20 protein-coding genes are annotated in these 25,658 nt (G+C 71.5%); 13 read left to right on the forward strand and 7 right to left on the reverse strand.

All coding sequences use genetic code 11. The annotated features are described in order from the left end of the window. Positions 1-197: 197 nt before the first annotated feature. The 8 genes from ACZ6EG_RS02955 (at position 198) to ACZ6EG_RS02990 (ending at position 10,527) form a co-directional block, all read left to right on the forward strand. Positions 198-1,364, forward strand: a complete 1,167-nt coding sequence (locus ACZ6EG_RS02955; RefSeq protein WP_356603071.1) for a mandelate racemase/muconate lactonizing enzyme family protein — start codon at positions 198-200, stop codon at positions 1,362-1,364. Then, complete coding sequence (locus ACZ6EG_RS02960) at positions 1,361-2,365, forward strand: zinc-dependent alcohol dehydrogenase (protein ID WP_391967863.1); 1,005 nt, start codon at positions 1,361-1,363, stop codon at positions 2,363-2,365. The genes ACZ6EG_RS02955 and ACZ6EG_RS02960 overlap by 4 nt, the downstream gene beginning before the upstream one ends. A 133-nt stretch (positions 2,366-2,498) precedes the next feature. Then, entirely contained in the window at positions 2,499-3,470 is a 972-nt protein-coding gene (locus ACZ6EG_RS02965) for a hypothetical protein (RefSeq protein WP_356603075.1), read from the forward strand. 140 nt (positions 3,471-3,610) lie between these two features. Continuing rightward, positions 3,611-4,720 carry a multiple monosaccharide ABC transporter substrate-binding protein gene (gene chvE, locus ACZ6EG_RS02970; protein WP_391967865.1) on the forward strand — a complete coding sequence of 370 codons (1,110 nt, stop codon included), beginning with the start codon at positions 3,611-3,613 and terminating at the stop codon, positions 4,718-4,720. A gap of 32 nt (positions 4,721-4,752) precedes the next feature. After that, entirely contained in the window at positions 4,753-6,303 is a 1,551-nt protein-coding gene (gene mmsA / locus ACZ6EG_RS02975; RefSeq protein ID WP_391967866.1) for a multiple monosaccharide ABC transporter ATP-binding protein, read from the forward strand. Next, entirely contained in the window at positions 6,300-7,544 is a 1,245-nt protein-coding gene (mmsB, locus tag ACZ6EG_RS02980; RefSeq protein WP_391967867.1) for a multiple monosaccharide ABC transporter permease, read from the forward strand. The genes mmsA and mmsB overlap by 4 nt, the downstream gene beginning before the upstream one ends. Positions 7,545-7,608: 64 nt before the next feature. Next, positions 7,609-8,757: an aldose epimerase family protein gene (locus tag ACZ6EG_RS02985; RefSeq protein ID WP_391967868.1), complete on the forward strand. Its 1,149-nt coding sequence runs from the start codon at positions 7,609-7,611 to the stop codon at positions 8,755-8,757. Between the two features lie 141 nt (positions 8,758-8,898). After that, entirely contained in the window at positions 8,899-10,527 is a 1,629-nt protein-coding gene (locus ACZ6EG_RS02990) for a pyridoxal phosphate-dependent aminotransferase (protein WP_469601001.1), read from the forward strand. Positions 10,528-10,552: 25 nt separating this feature from the next. Here ACZ6EG_RS02990 and ACZ6EG_RS02995 read toward each other — a convergent pair whose 3' ends face one another. Further along, positions 10,553-11,986: a family 43 glycosylhydrolase gene (locus ACZ6EG_RS02995; protein WP_469601004.1), complete on the reverse strand. Its 1,434-nt coding sequence runs from the start codon at positions 11,984-11,986 to the stop codon at positions 10,553-10,555. Beyond that, entirely contained in the window at positions 11,968-12,936 is a 969-nt protein-coding gene (locus ACZ6EG_RS03000; protein WP_366766640.1) for an arabinan endo-1,5-alpha-L-arabinosidase, read from the reverse strand. The genes ACZ6EG_RS02995 and ACZ6EG_RS03000 overlap by 19 nt, the downstream gene beginning before the upstream one ends. 267 nt (positions 12,937-13,203) lie before the next feature. On the opposite strand from ACZ6EG_RS03000, the gene ACZ6EG_RS03005 reads away from it, so the two are divergent. Together ACZ6EG_RS03005 and ACZ6EG_RS03010 are read left to right on the forward strand one after the other, a co-directional pair. After that, positions 13,204-14,766: a substrate-binding domain-containing protein gene (locus tag ACZ6EG_RS03005; RefSeq protein WP_391967871.1), complete on the forward strand. Its 1,563-nt coding sequence runs from the start codon at positions 13,204-13,206 to the stop codon at positions 14,764-14,766. 73 nt (positions 14,767-14,839) lie between these two features. Next, complete coding sequence (locus tag ACZ6EG_RS03010) at positions 14,840-15,142, forward strand: hypothetical protein (protein ID WP_391967872.1); 303 nt, start codon at positions 14,840-14,842, stop codon at positions 15,140-15,142. A gap of 31 nt (positions 15,143-15,173) precedes the next feature. Here ACZ6EG_RS03010 and ACZ6EG_RS03015 read toward each other — a convergent pair whose 3' ends face one another. Further along, on the reverse strand, positions 15,174-15,821 hold the full coding sequence (locus tag ACZ6EG_RS03015; protein WP_391967873.1) for a DUF4360 domain-containing protein: 648 nt from the start codon (positions 15,819-15,821) through the stop codon (positions 15,174-15,176). 212 nt (positions 15,822-16,033) lie between these two features. Here ACZ6EG_RS03015 and ACZ6EG_RS03020 point away from each other — a divergent pair, with 212 nt between their 5' ends. Next, positions 16,034-18,787 (forward strand): glycoside hydrolase family 35 protein, encoded by a 2,754-nt coding sequence (locus ACZ6EG_RS03020; protein WP_469601009.1) that lies wholly within the window; start codon positions 16,034-16,036, stop codon positions 18,785-18,787. Between the two features lie 42 nt (positions 18,788-18,829). On the opposite strand, the gene arfA is transcribed toward ACZ6EG_RS03020, so the two are convergent. The 4 genes from arfA to ACZ6EG_RS03040 are packed head-to-tail and all read right to left on the reverse strand — an operon-like array spanning position 18,830 to position 23,533. Further along, on the reverse strand, positions 18,830-20,335 hold the full coding sequence (gene arfA, locus ACZ6EG_RS03025; RefSeq protein ID WP_391967875.1) for an arabinosylfuranosidase ArfA: 1,506 nt from the start codon (positions 20,333-20,335) through the stop codon (positions 18,830-18,832). 44 nt (positions 20,336-20,379) lie between these two features. Beyond that, a complete protein-coding gene (locus tag ACZ6EG_RS03030; RefSeq protein ID WP_469601012.1) occupies positions 20,380-21,240 on the reverse strand; it encodes a carbohydrate ABC transporter permease in 861 nt (286 codons plus the stop codon). Further along, a complete protein-coding gene (locus tag ACZ6EG_RS03035; RefSeq protein WP_469601015.1) occupies positions 21,237-22,178 on the reverse strand; it encodes a carbohydrate ABC transporter permease in 942 nt (313 codons plus the stop codon). Before ACZ6EG_RS03035 ends, ACZ6EG_RS03030 begins: the two co-directional genes overlap by 4 nt. Then, positions 22,175-23,533, reverse strand: coding sequence for an extracellular solute-binding protein (locus ACZ6EG_RS03040; RefSeq protein WP_469601018.1), 1,359 nt, complete (start codon positions 23,531-23,533; stop codon positions 22,175-22,177). The genes ACZ6EG_RS03035 and ACZ6EG_RS03040 overlap by 4 nt, the downstream gene beginning before the upstream one ends. 411 nt (positions 23,534-23,944) lie before the next feature. Between ACZ6EG_RS03040 and ACZ6EG_RS03045 the strand changes: the two genes are divergently transcribed. Continuing rightward, positions 23,945-24,472 carry a toxin gene (locus ACZ6EG_RS03045; protein ID WP_391967879.1) on the forward strand — a complete coding sequence of 176 codons (528 nt, stop codon included), beginning with the start codon at positions 23,945-23,947 and terminating at the stop codon, positions 24,470-24,472. Next, positions 24,469-25,641 carry an MAB_1171c family putative transporter gene (locus ACZ6EG_RS03050; protein WP_469601021.1) on the forward strand — a complete coding sequence of 391 codons (1,173 nt, stop codon included), beginning with the start codon at positions 24,469-24,471 and terminating at the stop codon, positions 25,639-25,641. The genes ACZ6EG_RS03045 and ACZ6EG_RS03050 overlap by 4 nt, the downstream gene beginning before the upstream one ends. The last annotated feature ends 17 nt before the right edge of the window (positions 25,642-25,658 follow it).

The raw sequence follows: 25,658 nt of genomic DNA on the forward strand, positions 1-25,658 counted from the left end.
TTCCGCAACAGCGGTGTTCCTAGAGGCCGCCGTGAAGGTTGTGTGGGGAAGCGGTCCGGGCCGTTCCGCGCCGCCTCGGGAAACTGCCGAAACCGTTATGTGTCCGACCCATTGACACCTCCGCCGCCCCCTCCTTACTGTCACGCCAGCATTTCGAACGAGTGACGAAATATCGAACACAGCGAGGGGCAACCGCCGTGCGCATCACCGGAATCAGCACACACGTGGTCGGGACGCCGTGGCGCAACCTGACCTACGTCCAGGTGCACACCGACGAGGGCATCACCGGAGTCGGCGAGACCCGGATGCTGGGGCACACCGACGCTCTCCTCGGCTACCTGAAGGAAGCCGAGGCCAACCACATTCTCGGATCGGACCCGTTCGCTGTCGAGGACCTGGTCCGCCGCATGAAGTACGGCGACTACGGCCGGGCGGGCGAGATCGTGATGTCCGGTATCGCCGTGGTGGAGATGGCGTGCTGGGACATCAAGGGCAAGGCCCTCGGGGTCCCGGTCTGGCAGCTCCTCGGCGGCAAGGTCACCGACAAGGTCAAGGCGTACGCCAACGGGTGGTACACGACCGAGCGGACCCCGGAGGCGTACCACAAGGCCGCACAGGGGGTCATGGAGCGCGGGTACCGGGCGCTGAAGATCGACCCGTTCGGCACCGGGCACTTCGAGCTGGACCAGCAGCAGACGCACTACGCCGTCTCGCTGATCGAGGCCGTGCGGGACGCCATCGGGCCGGACGCCGAGCTGATGCTGGAGATGCACGGCCGCTTCTCACCCTCCACCGCCGTCCGGCTCGCGCGTGAACTCGCGCCCTTCAAGCCGGCCTGGCTGGAGGAGCCGGTGCCGCCGGAGAACCTCAAGGCGCTGCGGAAGGTCGCCGAGAAGGTCGACATCCCCGTCGCCACCGGTGAGCGCATCCACGACCGGATCGAGTTCCGCGAGCTGTTCGAGGACCAGTCCGTGGACATCATCCAGCCCGACGTCGGCCACATCGGCGGCATCTGGGAGACCCGCAAGCTCGCCGCCACCGCCGAGACCCACTACACGCTGGTCGCCCCGCACAACGTGGGCGGGCCGGTGCTCACCGCGGCCTCCCTCCAGGTCGGCTTCACCTCCCCGAACTTCAAGATCCTGGAGCACTTCAACGACTTCGCCGACGCGGAGATCAAGAAGGTGGTCAAGGGCGCCCCGCAGGTGGACCCGGAGGACGGGTGCTTCCACCTGTCCGACGCCCCCGGCCTCGGCGTCGAGCTGGACACCGACGCGGCGGCCGAGTTCCCGCAGCAGCAGGCCCGGTTCGACCTGTGGGCCGAGGGCTGGGAGCAGCGCAAGCCGAAGGGGACCGGGGCATGAGCGGCGCGGTCGTCGTCGACGCGCCGGGCGAGCACCGGATCGTGCCGCACGAGCCGCGCGAGCCCGGTCCCGGTGAGGCCCTGGTCCGGGTGCACGCGGCCGGGATCTGCGGCAGCGACCGCGAGGTGTACCAGGGCAACCGCCCCGAGGGGTACGTGCGTTACCCGCTCACCCCCGGCCACGAGTGGTCCGGGACCGTGGAGCGGGTCGGCGCGGGAGTCCCCGCCGGCCTGGTCGGGCGCGGGGTCGTCGGTGAGGGGTTCCGCAACTGCCAGGTCTGCGACCGCTGCCACGCGGGCGAGACGACGCTGTGCACGGCCGGGTACGAGGAGACGGGCTTCACCGAGCCCGGGGCCATGGCGCCCACCCTCACGCTGCCCGCCCGGCTCCTGCACGTCCTGCCGGACGGCGCCGACCTCACCGCCGCCGCCCTGCTGGAGCCCGCCGCCTGCATCGCCGCCGCCGCGCTCAAGGCGAACGCCCGCCCCGGCGAGCGGGTCGCGGTCGTCGGCACCGGGACCCTCGGCATGTTCGCCGTGCAGTTCCTGCACGCCGCGTCCCCGGGCGAGCTGCTGGTCGTCGGGACGCGCGGGGACCGGGAGGCGCTGTCGCGGCGGTACGGCGCGAGCGACTTCCGGACCAAGGACCAGCCCCTCCCCGACGACTTCGACGTCGTCATCGAGACCGCCGGGTCCGCCGACGCGGCCCGCACCGCCGCCGCGCTGCTCCGCAGGGGCGGGCGTCTGGTCCTGACCGGCATCCCCGCCCCGGGCGCCGACGGGCTCGACCCCACCGACCTCGTGGTGCGCCAGCTGGAGGTGCACACCGTGTTCGGGGCGCCACCGGACGCCTGGGCGCACACCGTGCGGGTCTTCGCGGCCGGCCTGCTCGACCCGGGGCCGCTGGTGACGCACGAGCTGCCGCTCGACGGGTTCGCCGAGGCCATCGAGCTGGTGGGGTCCGGCGACCCGAAGGTCGGCAAGGTGCTGCTGCGTCCCTGACCCCGCCCCCCGAGCCGTACGCCGGTACGGGGGCGACCTGACGGTCCCCGTACCGGCGTACCCCCATCCGCACGGGCTTCCCGTCCCCAGAGACGCGAACCCCGTCCGAAATACCGAACATTAAGGACAGCTTGTGACCGACGCTTCCGCCAAGGCCGCCGCACGCAGGCCCGGCGAGCAGGCGCTCGCCGCGCTCGGCCTGGCCGCGCCCGCCCCGGACCCCGCCGACGCCTCGCCGCACTCCTTCCCGGGCGGCGGCCGCTGGCGCACCGAGATCCCGTCCGTCGAGGGTCCCGAGGCGCTGGGGGTGGTGCTGAAGGAGTCCTCGCGGCTGGACGTGCCGATCCACCGGATCAGCCAGGGCAGCGGCGTGTGGATGCTGACCGACGCCGAGATCACCGAGATGGTCGAGGCCACCGCCGAACGCGACATCGAGCTCTGCCTGTTCACCGGCCCGCGCGGCACCTGGGACATCGGCGGCTCCACCCGGACCGACTCGGGCGGCGCGGGTCTGCGGGCACGCGGCCACGACGCGGTCGCCGGGTGCGTCGAGGACGCCGTGCGTGCCACGGAGCTGGGCGTCAAGTGTCTGCTCGTCGCCGACGAGGGTGTGCTGTGGACGCTGCACCGGGCGCGCGCCGCCGGCCTCCTCCCGGCCGGCACCACGCTCAAGCTCTCCGCGCTCGTGGGGCCGGTCAACCCGGCCTCGTACGCGGTCTACGAGCGGCTCGGCGCCGACTCCATCAACGTGCCCAGCGACCTGACGACGGATCACCTGACCGAGATCCGGCGGGTTTCGGCCGCGCCCATGGACATGTACATCGAGGCTCCCGACGACCTCGGCGGCTATGTGCGGATGTACGAGGTGGCCGAGCTGATCCGGCGCGGAGCCCCGCTGTACCTGAAGTTCGGTCTCTCCAAGACCCCCGGGATCTACCCGTACGGCCACCACTTGAGGGAACTGACGCTGGCCACCGCGAAGGAGCGGGTGCGGCGCGGCCGGCTGGCGCTGGACCTGCTCGCGCGGCACGGGGCGGACGGGGACATGGCTCCGCTCGGCTCGCGGGAACCGGGCCCGCTCCACCGGTTCGAGATCTCGTCATAACGTTCCGGAAACGTGCTTCACAAAAGAAGACACGACCGCGCACAATCCCACACACACCTGTCATCGGTCGATCCACCCTCAGCTCTTCGCGGGTCGGCACCACCCGACCGAACCCTGCACCCACATCAAGGATGATGACCATGCGCAACCGCAGAGCCGCACTCGCCGCGATGGCCTCCGCCGCCTCCCTCGCCCTCACGCTGACCGCCTGCGGCCAGAGCGGGGAGGGCGGCAGCGAGGAGGACAAGGGCGGTGCCGACGGCGGCACGATCGGCATCGCGATGCCGACCAAGTCCTCCGAGCGCTGGATCGCCGACGGCGCCAACGTCGAGAAGGAGCTGAAGGCCAAGGGGTACGAGACCAAGCTCGTCTACGGCGAGGACGACCCGGACCAGCAGGTCTCCCAGATCGAGAACATGATCACCCAGGGCGTGGACGCCCTGATCGTCGCCGCGATCGACAACAAGTCGCTCAACAACGTGCTCCAGCAGGCCAAGGACGCCGACATCCCGGTCATCTCCTACGACCGGCTGATCCTCGGCACGGAGAACGTCGACTACTACGCCTCGTTCGACAACGAGAAGGTCGGCGAACTCCAGGGCGGCTACATCGTCGACAAGCTCGGTCTGAAGGCGGGCAAGAAGGGCCCCTTCAACGTCGAGCTGTTCGCCGGCTCCAACGACGACAACAACACCAAGTACTTCTTCCAGGGCGCGATGAACGTCCTGAAGCCCTACATGGACAAGGGCGAGGTGGTCGTCCGCTCCAAGCAGACCGCCCTCAACCAGGTCACCACCCTGCGCTGGGACGGCGGCACCGCGCAGAAGCGCATGGACGACCTGCTCACCTCCAGCTACCGCAGCGCCCGGGTCGACGCGGTGCTCTCGCCGTACGACGGCATCTCCATCGGCATCCTGTCGGCCCTCAAGTCGGACGGCTACGGCTCCAAGGCCAAGCCGATGCCCGTCGTCACCGGCCAGGACGCCGAGGTCGCCTCGGTGAAGTCGATCATCGCGGGCGAGCAGACGCAGACCGTCTACAAGGACCTGCGCCAGCTCGCCAAGGTCGCCTCCAACATGGTCGACGCGGTCCTGAACGACAAGAAGCCCGAGACCAACGACACCAAGTCCTACGACAACGGCGCCAAGGTCGTCCCCGCCTACCTGCTCCAGCCGGTCAGCGTGGACAGGACCAACTACGAGAAGGAGCTCGTCGACGGCGGCTACTACACCGCCGACGACCTCAAGTAGCCGGGCCCTCTCAAGGATTGGAAGGCACGACCATGGCGGGACCCGTCCTGGAAATGCGCTCGATCGTCAAGACCTTTCCCGGTGTCAAAGCGCTGTCGGACGTCACGCTGACCGTCCGCCAGGGCGAGGTCCACGCCATCTGCGGGGAGAACGGCGCCGGGAAGTCGACCCTGATGAAGGTGCTCTCCGGCGTCCATCCGCACGGCAGCTACGAGGGGGACGTCCTCTTCGAGGGCGAGACCTGCCGGTTCAAGGACATCCGGGCGAGCGAGCAGCACGGCATCGTGATCATCCACCAGGAGCTGGCGCTGGTGCCGTATCTGTCCATCGCGGAGAACATCTTCCTCGGCAACGAGCACGCCAAGCGCGGACTGATCAACTGGAACGACACCCTCAGGCACGCCACCGAACTGCTGCGCCGGGTCGGTCTGGACGAGCACCCGGAGACCCGGGTCGCCGACATCGGCGTCGGCAAGCAGCAGCTGGTGGAGATCGCCAAGGCGCTCTCCAAGAAGGTGAAGCTGCTCATCCTCGACGAGCCGACCGCGGCGCTCAACGACGAGGACAGCGGCAAACTCCTCGACCTGATCCTCCAGTTGAAGGACCAGGGCATGACCTCGATCATCATCTCGCACAAGCTGAACGAGATCCGCCGGGTCGCCGACTCGGTCACGATCATCCGCGACGGGCAGTCCATCGAGACGCTCGACGTGAAGGCGGCGGAGACGACCGAGGACCGGATCATCAGCGGGATGGTCGGCCGGGACCTGGAGAACCGCTTCCCGGACCGGACCCCCCACCACCCGGAGGAGGGCAGCGCGCCCGCCCTGGAGATCCGCAACTGGACCGTGCACCACCCCATCGACCAGCAGCGCAAGGTCGTCGACGACGTCTCGATCGAGGTGCGGCGCGGCGAGATCGTCGGCATCGCCGGGCTCATGGGCGCGGGCCGCACGGAACTCGCGATGAGCGTCTTCGGCCGCACCTACGGCCGGTACGCGGGCGGCACGGTCCTGAGGGACGGCGCCGAGATCCGTACGAAGACCGTCCCGGAGGCGGTCGGGCACGGCATCGCGTACGTCACCGAGGACCGCAAGCACTACGGCCTCAACCTCATCGACACCATCAACCGGAACATCTCGCTGACCGCGCTGGGCAAGGTCGCCAGGCGAGGGGTCGTCGACGAGCACGGGGAGCGGCAGGTCGCCGAGGGCTTCCGCAAGTCCATGAACATCAAGGCGCCGACCGTCTTCGAGCCGGTGGGCAAGCTGTCCGGCGGCAACCAGCAGAAGGTCGTCCTCAGCAAGTGGATCTTCGCGGGTCCCGAGGTGCTGATCCTGGACGAGCCCACGCGCGGTATCGACGTGGGCGCCAAGTACGAGATCTACACGGTCATCGACCAGCTGGCCGCCCAGGGCAAGGCGGTCGTCTTCATCAGCTCCGAACTGCCGGAGCTGCTCGGTATGTGCGACCGCATCTACACCATGGCCGCGGGCCGGCTGACGGGTGAGTTCTCGCGGGCCGAGGCCTCGCAGGAAGCGCTGATGCGTCGGATGACGAAGGACAAAGAGGTAACCCGATGAGCACGGACGTGACCGCCAAGACGCCGGCCCCCGCGCCGTCCGGCCGGGGCGGGTCGGCCGCCGGGGACGGACTGCTGCGGCTGATGCTGGACGGCATGCGCCGCAACATGCGGCAGTACGGCATGCTGATCGCCCTCGGCCTGATCGTGGCGCTGTTCGCGGTGTGGTCGGACGGCGACCTGCTGCTGCCGCGCAACGTCTCCAACCTGGTGCTGCAGAACAGCTACATCCTGATCCTCGCGATCGGCATGATGCTCGTCATCATCGCGGGCCACATCGACCTGTCGGTCGGCTCGCTGACCGCGTTCATCGGCGCGATGGCCGCGGTGCTGATGGTCGAGAACAACCTGTCCTGGCCCGTCGCGGTGGTGCTGTGCCTGGCCATCGGCGCCGTCGCGGGCGCGGTGCAGGGATTCTTCATCGCCTATCTCGGCATACCGTCGTTCATCGTGACCCTCGCGGGCATGCTGCTCTTCCGCGGTCTCACCGAGATCTTCCTGGAGGGCCAGACCCTCGGCCCGTTCCCGAAGGACCTGCAGGAGATCGCCAACGGCTTCCTGCCCGAGGTCGGCCCGGACACCAACTACCACAACCTCACGCTGCTGCTGGGCTTCGCGCTGATCGCGTTCGTGGTGTACCAGGAGGTCCGCGACCGCAAGCGGCAGCAGGAGTTCGCGCTCGAGGTGCTGCCGGCCAAGATGTTCCTGCTCAAGCTGGTCGCGCTGGTCGCCGCCGTCCTCGTGGTCACGCTGCTGCTGGCCAGCTACAAGGGCGCCCCGATCGTGCTGCTCATCCTGGGCGCGCTGGTCGTCGGCTTCGGCTACCTGATGCGCAACGCGATCATCGGCCGCCACATCTACGCCATCGGCGGCAACCTGCCCGCGGCCAAGCTGTCGGGCGTGAAGGACAAGAAGGTCACCTTCCTGGTCTTCCTGAACATGGGCATGCTCGCGGCCCTGGCGGGTCTGGTCTTCGCCGCCCGCTTCAACGCGGCCTCTCCCAAGGCCGGTCTCAACTTCGAGCTGGAGGCCATCGCCGCCTCGTTCATCGGCGGCGCGTCGATGAGCGGCGGTGTCGGCACGGTCCTCGGCGCGATCATCGGCGGTCTGGTCCTGGGCGTGCTGAACAACGGCATGAACCTCGTCGGCATCGGCACCGACTGGCAGCAGGTCATCAAGGGCGCTGTGCTGCTGGCGGCCGTCGGCTTCGACGTGTGGAACAAACGCAGGGTCGGTTCGTAGGTCCCCCGGGCCCCGCCGACCGAGGCGGGGCCCGCTTCTTTCCCGGAAGTACAGGAGCCCGCACATGGAACTGAGCAGACGCACGGTCATCGCATCAGCAGCAGCCGCCGGCCTCGCCGCCTCCGCGGCCGGCGGCACGGCACACGCCACGGGAGGCAGGAAGCCGGTGAAGGAGCTCTTCGGCAGGCTCGCCGACGGCACGAAGGTGCACCGCTGGTCGCTGGAGAACGGCGGCACGCGGATGAAGGTGCTGTCCTACGGCGGAGTCGTCCAGTCCCTGGAGGTCCCCGACCGCCGGGGCCGGTACGCGAACGTCTCCGCGGGCTTCGACAACCTCGACGACTACGTGGCGTCCAGCCCGTACTTCGGCGCCCTCATCGGCCGCTACGGCAACCGCATCGGCCGCGGCCGCTTCACCCTGGACGGCAAGGCCCACCAGCTCTCCGTCAACGACGGCGAGCAGAGCCTGCACGGCGGCGCCCAGGGCTTCGACAAGCGGGTGTGGGACGTCGAGCCGTTCACCGCCGGCTCCGACGTCGGCCTGGTCCTGTACTACACCAGCGTCGACGGGGAGATGGGCTACCCGGGCACGCTCCGCTCGAAGGTGACGTACACCCTCACCCGACGCGGCGAGTGGCGCATCGACTACGAGGCCACCACCGACAAGGCCACCGTCGTCAACCTCACCAGCCACGTCTACTGGAACCTGGCGGGCGAGGGCAGCGGCACGATCGAGGACCACGAGCTGTCGATCGCGGCGTCCCGCTACACGCCCACCGACGCGGGACTGATCCCGACGGGCGAACTGGCGAAGGTGTCCGGCACGCCCTTCGACTTCCGCCGGGCCAAGACCGTCGGCCGGGACCTGCGCGACGCCCACCCGCAGTTGGTCACCGCCAAGGGCTTCGACCACAACTGGGTGCTGGACAAGGGCGTCACCGACCGTCCCGAGCACATCGCCACCCTGCGCGACCCGGCCTCCGGCCGCACCCTGCGCATCGCGACCGACCAGCCGGGCCTGCAGTTCTACTCGGGCAACTTCCTCGACGGCACCCTGACCGGCACCGGCGGCTCCCTCTACCGCCAGGGCGACGCCCTGTGCCTGGAGACGCAGCACTTCCCGGACTCGCCGAACCAGCCGTCGTTCCCCTCGACGGTGCTGCGGCCCGGGCAGACGTACCGGACGACGACGGTGCACTCGTTCGACGCGTGAGGCCGTCCGGCGGCGCGCGGGGGCGTGCGGGGGCGCACGAGGGACACACTTTCTTCACACGCGTTGAACAGTGTCACTCCGTCCCCCGTATGTAGGGGCGGCCCGCGCTCCCCCGCGGGCCCCCCACCGACGGAGGTCCACTTGTCCGGCAACGTCACCTCGCTGTTCCGCAGCACCGCGGCACACAGCCCGTCGATGGCGGCGCTGGCGCGGGAGAGCGGCGGGACGGGCGCCGGACCGGTGGACTTCTGCATCCCCTGCAACCCGTACTTCCCCACCCCTGCGATGTTCGACGAGATGGCCGCCCGGCTGCGCGACATCATCACGTACTACCCGAGCAGCGCCGACACCATCACCGCCGAGCTGTGCAGCCTGCTGCAACTGCCCCCGCAGTGCGTGGCGATGGGCAACGGCTCCACGGAGCTGATCACCTGGATCGACCATCTGCTGGTCCGCGAGTCCCTCGCCGTCCCCGTCCCCACCTTCGGCCGCTGGACCGACCAGCCGATGGAGACCGGCAAACGGGTCGACATGTTCCCGCTCCAGGAGTCCGGCGGCTTCGCCCTCGACCTCGCGCGTTACGCCGAGTTCGTCCGGGCCCGCGGCACCCGGGCGGTGGTGGTCTGCAACCCCAACAACCCCGACGGCGGCTATCTGCACAAGCAGGCGCTCGTGCAGTTCATGGACGCGATGGCCGACCGGGACCTGGTGGTGATCGACGAGTCCTTCCTGGAGTTCGCCGACGCGGAGGCGGAGCCCAGCGTGGTCCAGGAGGCGATGCTGCGGCCCAACGTCGTCGTCCTGCGCAGCCTCGGCAAGAACTTCGGCCTGCACGGCATCCGCTTCGGTTACCTGGTCGCCAACCCGGCGCTCGCGGGCCGGGTGCGCGCCATGCTCCCCAAGTGGAACCTCAACTCCTTCGCGGAGTATGTGGTGTTCATGCTGCGCGACCACGGGCCGGAGTACGCGCAGAGCCTGCACCAGGTCCGCCGGGACCGCCTGGAGATGTCCGGTCAGCTCTCGGCGCTCCCCGGTCTGACCGTCTACCCCTCCCAGGGCAACTTCCTCTTCGTGCGCCTGCCCGTGGGCGCCGAGGGCACCGTCGTCCGGGACCGGATGCTCACCGAGCACCGGGTCCTGGTCCGCGAGTGCGGCAACAAGATCGGTTCGTCCAGCCGCTTCCTGCGTCTCGTGGTGCGCCCCCAGGCCGACGTCCGTCGCCTGGTGTCCGGCCTGGAACAGGTGCTCTACGGGACCGGAAGGGGAGCCGCCGTGCCCGAGCCCGCCACAGGGACCGGTTACAGCTCGGGCACGGCGGTGGTGGACCGCCTGCTGAGCCAGACCGACGGCGCGGGCCTGCGGGCGCTCGCCGACGGTGGCTCCACCCCGGGACCGGCCGCCCCGGCGGCCCCCGGCACCGGCATGCCGCTCCCGGCCGCGGCGCCCGTCGCCCCGGCGGCGGCCGCCCTCGGCCCGATGCCGGTGCCGGCACCGCCGCCGCAGGTCCCGCAACCGGCGCCGGTCCCCCACCCGGCGCCGTACCCCGGGCCGGTGCCGGTCCCCCACCCGGCACCGGCCCCGCAGCCCGTGCCCGCCCCGGCTCCCGCGGCGGACCCCTACCCGGCACCCACCCCGCCCGGCGTCCCGGCCCGTGGCGGACTCACGGCCGCCCAGGTCCGGGGCACCAACGGGCTGGAGTCGGTACCGGCGACGGGCTGGCCGGCCCAGCAGAACTGGCCGAGCGCGGCGGGCATGGGCCGCACCGGATGAGGGCGCGGGGCCGGAGCGACGCGCCCTACACCGGGTCCAGTCGCCACTGCTGGCAGGCGTTGTTCAGCCAGGACCACTGCCGTACGTCGGCGGAGTCGGCGGTGGAGCAGTTCGCGACGTCGGCGACCTTGCCGGTGGCCCGGTTGACGATCCGGACGTGGCCGCTGTCGGTGGCGAGGAACCGGAACCGCTGACAGGTGTTGTCCAGCCAGGACCACTGCCGCAGGTCGGCGCCGTCGGCGGCCGAGCAGTCGGCGGTGTCCAGCACCTTCCCGGTGGCCGCGTTGAGCAGCCGGTGGGTGTCGTCGCCGAGGTCCTCCAGGCGCCAGCGCTGGTGGGCGCCGCCGTTGCAGGTGTACTGCCGCACGTCGGCCCCGTCCGCGGCCGAACCACCGGTCACCTCCAGGCACTTGCCGCTGTTGCGGTTGGTGACGGTGTACGTCCTGCGGACCGTGGACGGCTCTCCCGAAGGACCGGGCAGGGCGGCCCCCAGCCGGACGGGCGTACCCAGGTTCGGGGTGCCGTCGGCGTTCCAGGCGAACTTCTGCGCCCGTGCCGTACGCCCGTTGTCGCAGCCGTCGGTGGCGGCGTCGTTGGCGTGGTAGACGATCCAGCTCTCGGTGCCGTCCGGCGAGGTGAAGAAGCCGTTGTGACCCGGGCCGTAGACGCCGTTGCCGTCGCTGCGCTGGAAGAGGGGCGTGGGCTTCTTGGTCCAGGAGGACGCGGACGTCGGCGGGGACCCGGTCAGTTCGAGCTGCCCCAGCTTGTAGTCCGGGGTCCAGCAACCGCTCGCGGAGTAGACCAGGAAGGTCCTGCCGCCCCGCCGGAGGATCTCCGGCCCCTCGTTGACCGGGGCGCCGGAGCGTTCCCAGTCGTACGTCGGCGTGGACACGGTCGTGAAGGAGGAACTGACCGTGTACGGGTTGGACATGCGCGCGGCGACGATGTTCTGCGTCCCGTCGTGCGTGCTGCCGAAGAGGTAGAGCTGCCCGTCGATCGTGGCGACCGTGGGGTCGAGCATCCAGGCGGAGTTGAGCTGCCCCCGGTAGGTGTACGGCCCCATGGGGTCCGGGCCGGCGCTCTCCAGGACGTGGCTGCGCTGGGTCGGGTTGTAGTCGGTCACGTTCTGGCCGGCGACGTAGTACAGGTACCAGCGCCCGTTCAGGTGGTGCAGTTCGGGCGCCCAGATGTTGCAGCAGCGGGAGGCCGCGTCGCCCTGCCACACCTGCACACCCGGCGCGGTGGACAGCCCGCCCAGGGTCGGGGACTTCCGGACGGTGATCACGTCGCTCCAGCTCGTCGACACCAGGTAGTAGTCGCCGTCGTGGTACGTGATCCAGGGGTCGGCGCCCTTCTGCGCCTTGACCGGGTTGGCGAAGGAGGCGGCGCTCGCGGACGGCTGGCCCAGCGAGAGGGCGAGCAGCAGCGCGGCCAGCAGGGTCAGTAGGCGACGGGCCATCCGCTGCTCCAGTTCAGGAGGTTGATGCCGAGCTTGGGCGTGCCGTTGTCGTTGCCGTCGTAGTAGTGGTAGACGATCAGGTCGCCGTCGACGTCGTTCATGATCGACTGGCCGCCGGGGCCGATGACGCTGCCGTGCGACTCCAGGACCGGCGTCCCGCCGTTGTTCATCATCGAGACGCCGTTCCTGTCGCGGTACGGCCCGGTGACGCTCGTGGCGCGGCCCACCTTGACCTTGTACGTGGAGCCGGTGCCGGCGCAGCAGGTGTCGTACGAGGCGAAGAGGTAGTAGTAGCCGTTCCGCTTGACGATGTACGGGGCTTCGACGGCCTTGGTCCCGGAGGGCCGGGAGGCGATCGAGTGGCGGGTGGTGTCGGACGAGAGCTGCTTCCCGGTCGACGGGTCGATCCGGATCATCTTCAGCCCGGTCCACCAACTGCCGAAGGACAGCCACCACTTTCCGTCGTCGTCGACGAAGAGGTTCGGGTCGATGGCGTTGTAGTCGCTGGACGAGCCGGAGGTGTAGACGATGCCGTAGTCACTCCAGCTGCCCGGCCGGCCGGTGGTGGAGGCGGCGAGGCCGATGGCGGAGGTGTTGGAGCCGAACTTCGAGACGGAGTAGTACATCAGGTACTTGCCGCCGTGGTACGAGACGTCGGGCGCCCAGGCCTCCGGCACGCTGGAGTAGCGGGACCACCAGCTCGGCCGGGAGCCGAAGGCGTCCGCTCCGGCGGCGAAGGCGGTGCGGTCGGAGGAGGTCTTGCTGCTGATCCCGCCGCCGGTGGCGTAGAGCTGGTACTGCCCTGACGCGGTGCGGATCATCGTCGGGTCGTGCGTGACGACGGAGCCGGTGACCCGGCCGGGGTAGGGGTAGGCCGACGCCGTGGTGGGGACGAGCGCGAGCAGGGCCGCGGCGGGGAGGGCGAGGAGTGCGGTTCTCTTGCGCGTCATGGTCGCGATGGTCATGGGGGGACGCTCCTTCGTGTCCGGCATTTCGAACAGCGATCGCCTTTTCGGACGGGAACGTAGAATCGAACCCCTTGCGCGTCAATGGTTCGCGCAACGCCGGCAACCAACGCCCGGGGAACACCGCGCTTCTCACATGACGCGCCGGTGAATTGCTGACGGACGGTCAGCAGCGCGTCGCCCGGACACGCCTCCCCGCCGTCACCATGGCCTCCCCGTCCCTGTACGTCCGTCCTGCCTCGGGAGTCGGTCATGAACGGTGTGCCGTGGGAGTCGGTGATCGCCGTGCTCGGCCTCGCCGTGCCCCTGATCGCCGCCCTGTGGGAGTTCTTCCTGGCGGGACGCAAACGGCTCGGCTACCGCGTGCAGATGGACACCACCGTCCGGGACTCGTCCACCTCCGGTCCCGAGACCCGCGTGTTCCAGCGGATGCAGTGGGACGGCAGGACGCTGACCGACCCGTCGGTCGTGCTGCTGCGCATCGAGAACGCCGGCTGGTCCCCGATCGTCGAGGGCGACTACGTGGCGCCCGCCACCGACCCGGTGGGCGTGAGCATCGCCTTCCCGGGCCGGCGGGTGGTCGGCATGGCCGTGACCGAGCGCAGCCGCCACGTGCCGCGCAGCTTCTTCACGCCGGACCGGCCCGGGTTCGCCGCCACGGACGGCATCATCCGGCTGCCGAAGGTGATACTCAACCGCCGGGCCCACTACAAGGTGCTGGCGGTCCTGGACCGTGAGGAGGGCTTCACCGAGCCCGAGTTCCCCGACCCGGAGGTCACCGCGGCCGTCGTCGGCGGGGTGCGCGGCGGGACCGCCAGGAAGACCGAGTACTCCCCCTTCGCGTCCCGGCCGGTCCGCTGGCTGCTCGCCGTGCTCGTCCTGGTCAGTGTCGCCCAGTCCGCGTCCACCTTCGCCCGCGGCGAGGACCCGGTCGCCGCGCCGCTGGACTGCGCCCGGGGGACGCTGCACCTGTCGGGCTCCACCGCCTTCAGGCCGGTGCTGGAACTGGCCGCCGCGCAGTACACCAAGACGTGTCCGGACGCCCGGATACCGCTGTCCGACGACTCGTTCCGGGGCAGCGTCCCGGGCCTCGACACCCTCGTCGCGGCCGGCGAGAAGGCGGCGCCCGACGGGACCGCGGGGCTGGGCGACCGGCTGGCCTTCAGCGACGGGCCCAAGACGGAGGGCCGTCCGGAGCTGCTTCCCAGGCCGGTCGCCCTGTCGCTGTTCACCCTGGTCGTGAGCGAGGACGCCGGGGTGCGGGACCTCTCCCTGCGGCAGGTGCGGGACATCTACGCCGGGAGGATCACCCACTGGAGCCAGGTGAGGGGCCGCGACCTGCCGATCCAGCTGGTCAGCCGCCATCCGGGCTCCGGCACCCGCGCCGCCCTCGAACAGCGGGTCCTGGGCGGCCGGCCGCTGCCCGCGGTCACCACGAACGACTGCCGGAGCCTGGACGCCGCCCGGCCCGGGCGCTGCGAGGTCGGTGGCACACCGTCCCTGCTGGACACCGTCGCCTCCACGCCCGGCGCCCTCGGCCACAGCGAGGTCGGCTCCGCCACCGGTCACGAGGGCGTGCGGCAGGTCCGCATCGACGGCTATCCCGCGACGCTGGAGGGCGCCGACCAGGGCGCGTACCCCTTCTGGGAGACCGAGATCGCCTACACCTACGGCGAGCCGCCGGCGGACTCGATCGCCGCGGGATTCCTGCGCTACCTCGCCGACGAGGTCGGCAAGGACGTCATCCGCTCCAAGGGCCACCGTCCCTGCGCCGAACTCGACAAGCCACTGGTGTGCCGCCCGGGCGGGCCGTGAGACGTCGCCCTCTGCGCTTGACCCGTTCGAACGCGCCGATCCCCTGAACCGGCGTCATGCGAGAGGCACTTGGATGAGGATCGGACATCGGGTCGTCGTCGTGTGGGCGGGGTTGTGCCTGGCCGGTGCCGCCGCCACCTCCGCGCTCGGCGGGGAGCCGGACGCGGAGGGGACGCGGGGCACCGCCGAGGAGCCGACGGCGACAAAGTCGTCCGCCGTCAACTGCGAGGAGGCCGCCGACCTCGTCGAACAGGCGCGCGCCGAGGCCGCGCGCGAGCGGGTGGAGAACGACGGCGCCACCCAGCGCCTCACGGCGGTGTCGGTGCCCGAGGAGTGCGCCGACGAGACCGAGGCGCGCGGGCCGGCCGAGCGGTGACGCCGGCCCGCACCCTTTCGTCGGTCACCCGTCAGGACTCGGGGCACTCCTTCCACGCCAGGTGGTAGACCGTGCTGATGTCGCCGTCGGTCGAGTCCATCGTCATGAAACTCACCTCGGCGGGGTCGGACGTCCCCGCGCTCACCCGCAGCTCCGTGTTGATGTTGAAGTTGCGCTGGACCCCGCAGGGTGCCCACACCAGCTGGGCCCAGTCGGTGGTGTCGGTGGCCTGCCAGTTGTCGTCGTAGGGCCCGCTGAAGGGGTGGGTCCGGTACTCCGTGTTCGGGGAGCCCTGGAAGTAGTACGAGGCCCGCTGGGTGCCCTTGGCGCCGGGCTGGAGGGCGGCGAAGCCGCGGTAGTCCGCGCTGGCGACGGCGTAGGTGAAGCCCTGGGGCACGTGGACGAGCAGGTTGAGCTGGCAGTTCTTGCGGAAGGCCGTGGGGGCGGAGTCGCCGCCGGCCTGGGCGAGGTATTCGCTGTAGGTGACGGTGAAGGCGGTGTTGTCGTCGGAGACGGCGACCGCCGCCGTGCCCTGGGGACAGCCGGAGCCGTTCACGGTGGCGACCTTGATGACGATCCGGTCCGGCGGCGGGTCCTCGAACCCGTCGGCCGGCTGCGCCGGCAGCGCGGAGGTGAGGAGCGCGGCGATCGTGCCGCTCAGGAGCAGGCCGGTGGCCATGGATCTCCCCTTCGGTTCGGTGGGGGGTGGGTGTTGTTGAATGCGTCCGCCATCCACACATGTTGTGCACATGACATTCACAGAACGTTCGCATGGTAGGCACCCCCGCGGGACGCGAACAGCGGGAAGTCCGGCCATTTAACGCATCGCCGGGTCCTTGTGGAGAATGGCCCGGCAGCGCAGCAGGAAGTACGGCAACAGGAGAGGCTCCCTTGGAGCTCAGCAGGCTCAGCAGACGAGCGTTCAGCGCCCTCGCGGGCACCACCGTCCTCGGTCTCTCGCTCGGCGGCAGTGTGAGCGGCCGGGCGCTGCCCGCCTCCGGCGCCGCCGGCCCGGCGCCCACCGGGCCGCCGCCCGGGCCGCCCGGCGCCGACGGGGTGCGCCACCGGGTCGCCCTGGACCGGTACAGCCTGCTGGTCGACGGCAGACGCCTGAGCCTGTGGTCCGGCGAGCTGCACCCCTTCCGCCTGCCCAGCCCCTCCCTGTGGCGGGACGTCCTGCAGAAGATGCGGGCGTACGGCTACAACGCGGTCGACGTCCGCCTCGCCTGGAACCAGCACTCCCCCGCCCCCGGCGCCTACGACTTCACCGGCGTCCGCGACCTGGACCTGTTCCTGCGCACGGCCGCCGAGACCCGCCTGTACGTCGTCCTGCACCCCGGCCCGCACATCGGCGCGGACGTGGACGCCGGCGGCCTCCCGGGCTGGCTGAGGTCCGCCGGGGGCGGGGCCGGGACCACCGACGCCGCGTACGCGCGCCACGCCGACGAGTGGCTGAGCCGCGTCAACGCCGTCGCCGCCCGGCACCAGTACACCCGCGGCACCGGCACCGTCCTGCTCTACCGCGTCGACGCCCCCGAGCGCGCCGGCCTGACCCGCCTGCACGACCGGCTCCGCGCCGACGGCATCGAGGTGCCCGTCCTGCACGCCGGCGCCCCGGTCCCCCGGGGGGAGGCCGAGCGCAGCCGCGACGCCGCCGAGGCGCGGCGCGTCCACCTGGCGCACCTCGCGCGGGGGGTCACGCTGCACAGCGTGCGCACCGCGTTCGGCGGCACCTCCTGGGGCTGGCTGGCCGCCTCCTCGGCGCCCGCGCCCACCTACGACCCCACCGCGGCGATCGACGAGGCGCGCCGGCCCACGGACCGGCTCGCCCCGCTCCACCAGCTCGGGCACCTGCTGCGCCACGTCCCCGACTTCACCCGGCTCGACGAGGCCCCCGGGGTCCGGGCCGCGGACGCCCGCCTCCAGGTGCGGCACCTGGCCAACCCGGACACCGGCACGCACGCGTACGTCCTGCGCAACGACTCCGCCGCCGACGTGACGTCGACGCTCCCGATGGGCGGGACCGACGTGGAGGTCACCGTCCCCGCCCGTGACGCCCGGCTGTACGCCACCGGGCTGCCCGTGGGCTCGGGCCGCAAGCTGGCGTACGCCACCGTGCAGCCCATGGCGACCCTGAGCGTCGGACGGCTGGACATCGCCGCCTTCACGGGCCGGGCCGGGGAGATGGCCCACCTGGTGCTGGACTGCCCGCACGAGCCGTGGCCGACCCGGCTCGACGAGGAGGCGGCCTGGGCGTACGACCACGGCCAACTGCACGTCACGGTGCCGCTGCGCGAGAACGGGCTGACCCGGGTCCGCATCCGCAGCGGTGAGTCCGACCGCACCACGCTGCTGCTCTTCGCCGACGACGCCGCCTCGCTGCGGCTGTGGCCGTACGAGACCCCGTCGGGCCGCGTCCTCGTGCACGGCCCGGCGCTGCTGCGCGACGTCGCCCTGGACGGCTCCACGGTCAGGCTGACCGGTGACACCGTCGAGGAGTGCTCCCTGGAGGTGTGGGCACCCCGCGGCATCACCGACGTGACCTGGAACGGCGAGCCGGTGAGCACGTCGGTCAGCCGCGCCCACAGCCTGCTGGCCACCTGGCAGCTGCCCGGGGTGCCCGAGCTGGTGCTGCCCGCGCTCGACGGCTGGCGGCGACGCGCGGAGAACCCCGAGTCCGCGCCGGACTACGACGACTCCGGCTGGCGGACCGCCGACCTGCGGACCTCGCACGGCACGACCCCCGTGCCGGACGGACAGCCCGTGCTCTTCGCCGACGACTACGGCTTCCACTACGGCGACGTCTGGTACCGCGGCCGGCTCACCGCGGCCGCGGGCCTGGAGTCCGTGTCCCTCGCCTACCGCACGGGCGCGCGGGGCCTGCTGATGGCGTGGCTGGACGGGGAGCCGCTGGGCACGCACCGCACGGGCGGGGAGGGGGAGGCGGGCACGTGGGCGGCCACGGCCCGCTTCCGGCTGCCGGCCGCGCTGCGCGAGCGCCGGCGGCGACGGCCCGACGCCGGTGCCTCGCCCGTCCTGTCCGTCCTGGTCCGGCGTACCCAGCACGACCAGGACGCCTACCGGTCGGCCCGCGGCCTCGTCTCGGCCGCCTTCGAAGGGGCGTCACCGAAGGCGGAGTGGCGGATCCGGGGCGCGGCCGCGCCCGACCCCGTGCGCGGCCCACTCAACACGGGCGGGCTGTACGGGGAGCGGCACGGCTGGCACCTGCCCGGGTACGACGACAGCCGCTGGGAGGCCGTCACCCCCACCCGAGTGGACGCCGGCGGGGACCGGCGCCAGGGCGTGACCTGGTACCGGACCACCTTCCGGCTGGACGTCCCGCCGGACGTCGACGCCTCGGTCGGCCTGGTCCTCGACGCCGGCGGGGGCCGCGGCAACCGCGCGCAGGTCTTCCTGAACGGCTGGAACCTGGGCGAGTACGCGGGCGACCTGACGGACTCGCCGGGAACCTTCGTCCTGCCCAACGGCATCCTGCGCACCCGCGCCGCCGCCAACACCCTGGCCCTCGCGGTCCTGTCGGGCGGCGACGCGGCCCCGGGGCCGGGCCGGGTACGGCTCGAGCTGCTGGGCAGCGCGGCCGGAGGGGTGCCGGTGGAACCGGTCGCCTCCCCCGGCCGACGCTGACCCGGCGGCCCTCCCCGGCCCGCGCCCGCGCCCCCGGCGGTCTCAGCGCAGCCGGATCACGTTCCAGGACAGCGGCTCCAGCGAGGCGGTGAGCCTGCCGTCCGCCAGGGCCGTGCCGTCGACCCGGTGCGGGGCGACCCGCTCGGGCTCGGCGAGCGTGTTGCGGGCGTCGGGGTCGGCGTCCGCGAGGGCGCTGTGCTCGACGACCTCGCTCAAATCCAGGCCGCTGAGGGCGACGTCCAGCGGCAGGGCCCCGGTGCGGGAGCGGTTGACGGCGAAGACGGTGACGGAGCCGTCCTCGGCGCGCACGGCGGTGGCGTGCAGCAGGTCGGCCTCGCCGTACTTCTTCGTCTCGTACGTCGGCGAGTCCACCCGCACGTCGAGGACCTCGCCGCGGCCGTACCGGGAGGCTTGGGCGAAGGGGAAGAAGGTCGTCTGGCGCCAGGCGGGGCCGCCCGGCTCGGTCATGATCGGGGCGATGACGTTGACCAGCTGGGCGAGGCAGGCGACGGTGACCCGGTCGGCGTGCCGGAGCAGGGCGATGAGCAGCGAGCCGAAGACGACCGCGTCCATGACGCTGTAGTTGTCCTCCAACAGGCGGGGCGCCTCGGGCCAGTCCAGGGCGCTCACCTCCGCCTGCGTCTTGGTCATGTACCAGACGTTCCACTCGTCGAAGGAGAGGTTGATCTTCTTCTTGGACTTCAGGCGGGCGCCCACGTGGTCGCAGGTGGCGACGACGTTCTCGATGAAGGACTCCATGTCCACGGCGGAGGCGAGGAAGGAGTCGACGTCGCCGTCGAGCGGCTCGTAGTAGGCGTGCAGGGAGATGTGGTCGACCAGGTCGTACGTCTCCTGAAGGACCGTCGCCTCCCACGCGGCGAAGGTCTCCATGGACTGGCCGGAGGAGCCGCAGGCGACGAGTTCGACGCCGGGGTCGATCTGGCGCATCGCGCGAGCGGTCTCGGCGGCGACGCGGCCGTACTCCTCGGCGGTCTTGTGGCCCGTCTGCCAGGGGCCGTCCATCTCGTTGCCGAGGCACCAGAGCCGGATGCCGAAGGGGTCCTTGTCGCCGTGCTCGGCGCGCAGGTCGGACAGGGCGGTGCCGGCCGGGTGGTTGGCGTACTCCTGGAGTTCCAGGGCCTCGGCGACGCCCCGGGTGCCGAGGTTGACCGCCATCATGGGCTCGGCCTGGGGGCCGACCTTCTTCAGGAAGGCGATGAACTCGGAGAGGCCGAAGCGGTTGGTCTCGGTGGAGCGCCAGGCCAGGTCGAGGCGGCGGGGGCGGTCCTCCACCGGGCCGACGGAGTCCTCCCACTTGTAGCCGGAGACGAAGTTGCCGCCGGGGTAGCGGACGGCGGTGACGCCGAGTTCGCGGACGAGGTCCAGCACGTCCTGGCGCAGGCCCGCGTCGTCGGCCGTGGGGTGTCCGGGCTCGAAGACGCCGGTGTACACGCAGCGGCCGAGGTGCTCCACGAAGGAGCCGAAGAGACGGGGGTTGACGGCGCCGACGGTGAAGGCGGGGTCGAGGGTGAAGCGGGCGGTACGCATCTTTTCCTTTCGGGGGACTCTGCTCGGGGGACTCTTCGGGGGCGCTACTGGCCGGCCAGGCCCGTGTGGGCGACGCCCGCCACGATCTGACGCTGGAAGAAGACGAAGACGACGATCAGCGGCAGGCCCGCCATGAGGCCGCCGGCCATGAGCTGGGCCCACTGGATGCCGTAGGAGTTCATGACGGTCGCGATGCCGTTCGGCATGGTCATCAGGTCGGGGTTGTTGGTGACCATGTACGGCCACAGGAAGTTGTTCCAGGAGCTGATGAAGGTGAAGATGCCGACCGCCGCCAGGGACGGGCGGGAGAGCGGCACGATGATCGTGAGGAAGACGCGCCAGCGGCCGGCGCCGTCGATGAAGGCCGCCTCCTCCAGTTCGCGCGGGACGCCCTGGAAGAACTTGTAGAGGATGAAGACCATCGCGGCGGGCGCGCACTGCGGCAGGATCATGCCCCAGTAGGTGTCGACCATCCCCATCTGCTGGACGGTGGTGAACAGCGGGACGCCGAGCACGGCCGGGGAGACCATGAGGCCCGCCATCACCACGCCCATCAGGACGGACTTCCCCCGGAACTCGGTGCGGGCGAAGCCGTATCCGGCCAGGGCGCTCACGACCAGCACGATCGTCGTGACGCACACCGACACGACGAGGGAGTTCACGAACCAGTCGGTGATGTTGCCGGTCTCGAAGAGGGCCTTCCAGGCCTGGCCCGTCCAGTCCTCGGGCAGCCAGTGCGTGGGCACCTCGACGGCCTCGGTCTCCGACTTCAGCGAGGTGAACAGCGCCCACAGCAGCGGGGCGAGGAAGACCGCGGAGACGGCCGTGGCGAGCAGGGTGAGGCCGATCTGACTCGGCGTCCAGGGGCGGCGCGGGTCCTTGTGCACCGGTGCGGCGGTGGTCATCGGCCGTCCTCCTCACGGTTGCGCAGCAGCCACATCCGCGCGAGGGCGACGGCCGCGATGAGCACGAAGAAGATGATGGAGATCGCGGAGGCGTAGCCCACGCGGTAGCTGGTGAAGCCCTGTTCGAGGGTGTACTGCACGAAGGTGCGCGTCGAGTCCTCCGGTCCCGGCCCGAAGTCCTGCATGACGACGGCCTGGTCGAAGACCTGGAGCGAGGCGAGGATCTGGAGCGCCACGATGAGACCGGTGATGTTGCGCAGCATCGGCAGCGTGATGTGGAGCATGCGGTGCCAGGCGTTCGCACCGTCCAGCTCGGCGGCCTCGTAGAGGTGGGCGGGGATGCCCTGGAGCGCGGCGAGGTAGAGCAGGAAGCTGAAGCCGACCGTCCACCACAGGGTGCAGACGACGACGGCGAGCATGGCGTACGACTTGTCGGTCAGCCACGCCGTGTCGAGGCCGAGGACGTGGTTGACCATGCCGGTGCCGGGGTTGAAGAGCCACTGCCAGAGGTTGGCGGCGACGGTGGACGGCAGCAGGAACGGCAGGAAGAAGCAGAGCCGCCAGAGCCACTTGCCGCGTTCGATGTGGTGGGCCAGCAGCGCCAGCAGCAGGGCGAGCACGGTGATGCAGGGCACCACGAGCAGCGTGAACCAGGCGCTGTGCCCGAGGGCGTCCCACATCAGCGGGTCGTCGAGGGCCTCGCGGTAGTTGTCCAGGCCGACGAAGCGCGCGGCGTCGCCGGAGATGTTGGCGTCGGTGAAGCTGAGCCACACGCCGCGCAGCAGCGGCCAGATCACGAAGAGGCCGAACAGCACGAGGAAGGGGGCGACGAACCAGCCGCCGTGCTGGAAGCCCTGCTTGCGGCGGACGGTGGCGGTCTCGGCGGCGGTCCGTGCGCGGGCCGGGCGGACGACGGTCTCGGCACTGGTCGTCGTCATGCGACGGCACCTCCCTCGGCGGCGGTCTTCCCGTCCATCGGGTTCTTCGAGGCGAGGAGCCGGGCGAGCGTGCTCTTCATCCGGCGGGCCACCGCGTCGGGCCTCGCGGAGCCCAGCGTGGACGAGACGACGATCGGTCCGACCCGCTGGGCGAGGATGCCGGTGGACCCGGCGAACCACACCTTGGGCTCGGTGGCCTGGTGGTCCATGGCCGAGACGTACTCGCTCTGGGGCTTCAGCTCCCGGTACGCGGCCGTGGACAGGGTCGGGGTGAAGGCGGGGATGTGGCCGCCGGCCGCCCACTGCCGGGCGTGCCGGACGACGTAGGCGGCGAGGCGGTGGGCGCCCTCGTTCTCGGGGCCGCCCCGGCCGGCCTGGTGGGGCAGGACGAAGGCGTGCGACTCGGCGTGGGTGGCCTGCTTCCCGAAGACGGGCGGCAGCGGCATCGCCCCGTAGTCGAGCTTCGCGCCGTCGAAGACCGGCACGGACCAGTTGCCCTCCCAGACGAAGGGGCCGCCGTTGACGAACTGCTCGGCGCCCGCGCCGCCCGCGAAGCCCGGGTCGGCGTACCCCTCGGTGATGTGCCGGCGCAGGAACTCCAGGACCTGGGTGGCCTTGTCGGTGTCGAAGGTGACCTCGGTGTTGTCGGCGCTGAACCAGGTGCCGCCGAGCTGGGTGTAGAAGGCGACGAAGAACCACCACTGGAAGTTCTGGTCGTTGACCCACAGCCCGAGGGTCTGGAGTCCCTTCCTGGTGGCCGCCTTGGCCTCCTTCAGTACGTCGAACCACTCGTCGGCCGACGTCACCGGGACCATCCGGCCGTCCGCGTCGAGCAGGCCGGCCTTCCTCAGCACGTCCCTGCGGTAGAAGCAGAGCTGGACGTGGATGTCGAGGGGCAGCGCGTAGAGCTTGCCGTCGATGACGGCGCGCTTCCACAGCGCGGGGTTGAAGTCCTGTTCGCGCACGCCGTACTGGGCGAGGAGGCCCACGTCCCAGGGGTCCAGGAGGCGGCCCGGCGAGAAGCCGGTGACGCGGCCCAGGTGCATGACACCGAGGTCCGGCGCGCGGTTGCCGGCGGCCGCCATGGCGAGCTTGGTGTAGAAGGGGCTGCCCCACTGGAGGGTGGAGTCCTTCACGTCGATGCCGGGGTTGTCCTTCCGGAAGGAGTCCAGCATCGCGATCATGTTGTAGCCGTCGCCGCCGCTGAAGAGGTTCCAGTAGCGCACCCGGGTGTCCGCTCCGGAGGCGAGCGCGTCGGCTCCGGTACCGAGCGCCGCGAAGCCGAAGCTCCCGGCGACCGTCAGCCCGCCCATCGCGGCGAGCAGTTGCCTGCGATCGAGGCCAGGTCGTCCCATGCCCTGCCCTATCTGCTCAGGGATATCCGCTCACGGTTGTTCGAGATATCGAATATCGCTCGTAACTTCGAACGGGACCGTAGGTGGGAAGCGCTTTCGCGTCAATGGTTCAAGCAAGAACTCGGGCAGGGATCCGGACCGGGACGTCCACGCGCCGCGCTCACTCCCCGCATCGCATGACGCGGACACATCCATCCGCGTAGGCTCGAACGGCCTCGAGCACGGCGGCGAGTGAGAGCGGGGGGACACCATGGCAGCCCGTGGTCCGCGCCCGCGCCCGCGCCCTGGCACCCCGGGACACCGCGGCGGTCACCCGGTGACCGCTCGGCACGCGGAACTGGCCCGGACGGCGGCCGTCTTGGCATATTGCACTGGTGACCGAGCCACACCCAGGCGAACAGGGAGACAGCGGTGCGTACCAGGAAGGAGATGCGTCGTCTCGCTGACGCCCTCATCGACCCCATCCGGGTGCCGGTACCGGCGGATCCCGAGGTCCTGTTCGAAGCGCTCGTCGCCTCCGTCAGCGCCTGGCGGGGACGCGACGTGGTCGTCCACCGGGCGGCGTTCCCGCCGCACACCGCGAGCGGGCTGTGGCTGGAGCGCGAGCACCACGACGACGTGGTGGTGGACGAACGCGCCGCCGTGTGGCACCAGATCGTGATCCTCTGCCACGAGGTGTGGCACATGAGCCGCCGCCGCTCCGACCCGGACGAGGCCACCGGCGGACAGCCCCGGCCGGTCGCCGCGCGCACCGACTTCTCGCTCGCCGAGGAGCAGGAGGCGGACCGCTTCGGCATGCTGATGGGCGGTCGGCTGCGCACCTGGCTGGAGGCCTCCACCGACTCGGTCTTCGCCGCGGAGGGCGGCGATCCCGACGACCCCCAGGACCTCGCCGGACGCATCGGGGCCGCGCTCAACTACCGCGGGACCACGCGGTGAACGCCCTGATCAACTACGTGAGCTGCGGGGTGCTGTGGCTGGGACTGCTGGTGAAGGCCCCCGACCTGCTCCGGCACCGCCGTGACCCGTACCTGCGCGCCCTGTGCGCGGTGCTGGGGCTGGCCGGCCTCTGCTTCCTGCTCGGGGCGCCGCCGACGGTCGGCGCCGTCAACCGGCTGAGCGGGGTGCCGAACCTGGCGGCCCCCCTCACCTACGCGGCGATCACCGGGTACTGCGCCGCCTCCCAGATCCTCGTCGTCCACTGGCGCGGCGGGCCCCGGGTGCGGCGCACCGCCCGCCGCTGGACCCTCGCCTACGCCCTCGTGGTCCTCGGCATCGCGGGGACCTTCGCGCTCGGCGACGCGCCCGAGGAGCGCCGCACCGACCTGGACACCTACTACGCGCGCACGCCGTTCCTCGCCCAGATGATCGTCCTGTACCTGGTCGCGCACCTCACCGCGGCGACCGTCACCGCGGTGTCCGCGCTGCGCTGGGCGCGCCGGGTGCGGGGCGGGCTGCGGGCGGGCCTGACCCTGCTCGGCATCGGCTCGCTGTGCGGCGCCGGCTACAGCGTGGTCAAGCTCGTCGCGGTGGGCGCCCGCTGGTCCGGGCACGACTGGTCGGCGCTCGGCACCACCGTCTCCCCGGCCGCCGCCGGCCTCGGCGCCCTGCTGACGGTCGTCGGGGTCCTGGTCCCCCTGCTCGCGCCCCGGGTGACCGCGTGGCGGCGGGCGCGGCGGGCGTACGCCCGGCTCGGGCCGCTGGAGCGGGCGCTGGACGGTCTGCTCACCCGCCGGGCGCTCAGGCTGCCCCGGCCCCGGTTCGCCTCCCCCGCCACCCTGCTGATGTGGCGCCGGACCAGCATCCACAACGCGCTCGGCCACCTGGACGCGTATTTCGACGGGGACCTGTACGACCGGGTCCACGCCGGGGCGCTGGCGGCGACCGGGGCCCCGGAGCGGGCCGAGGCCGCCGCCTGGGCCGCCGTGATCAGCGACGCGGTACGACGCGAGGCGGACCCGGCGGGGCGGCACCCGGCGGCCCGCGGCACGGCCCGGCTGCCCGGCCCGGCCGCCCTCGACCGGATCGCCGACGCGCTGGCCGGCACCGCGCCGGTGCCCGCGGTCCCCGCGGTGCCGAGCGGTACGACCACGGCGGGGACCACGTGAACCGGGCCCCCGGCGAA

The sequence above is a fragment of the Streptomyces sp. NPDC041968 genome (assembly GCF_055589025.1).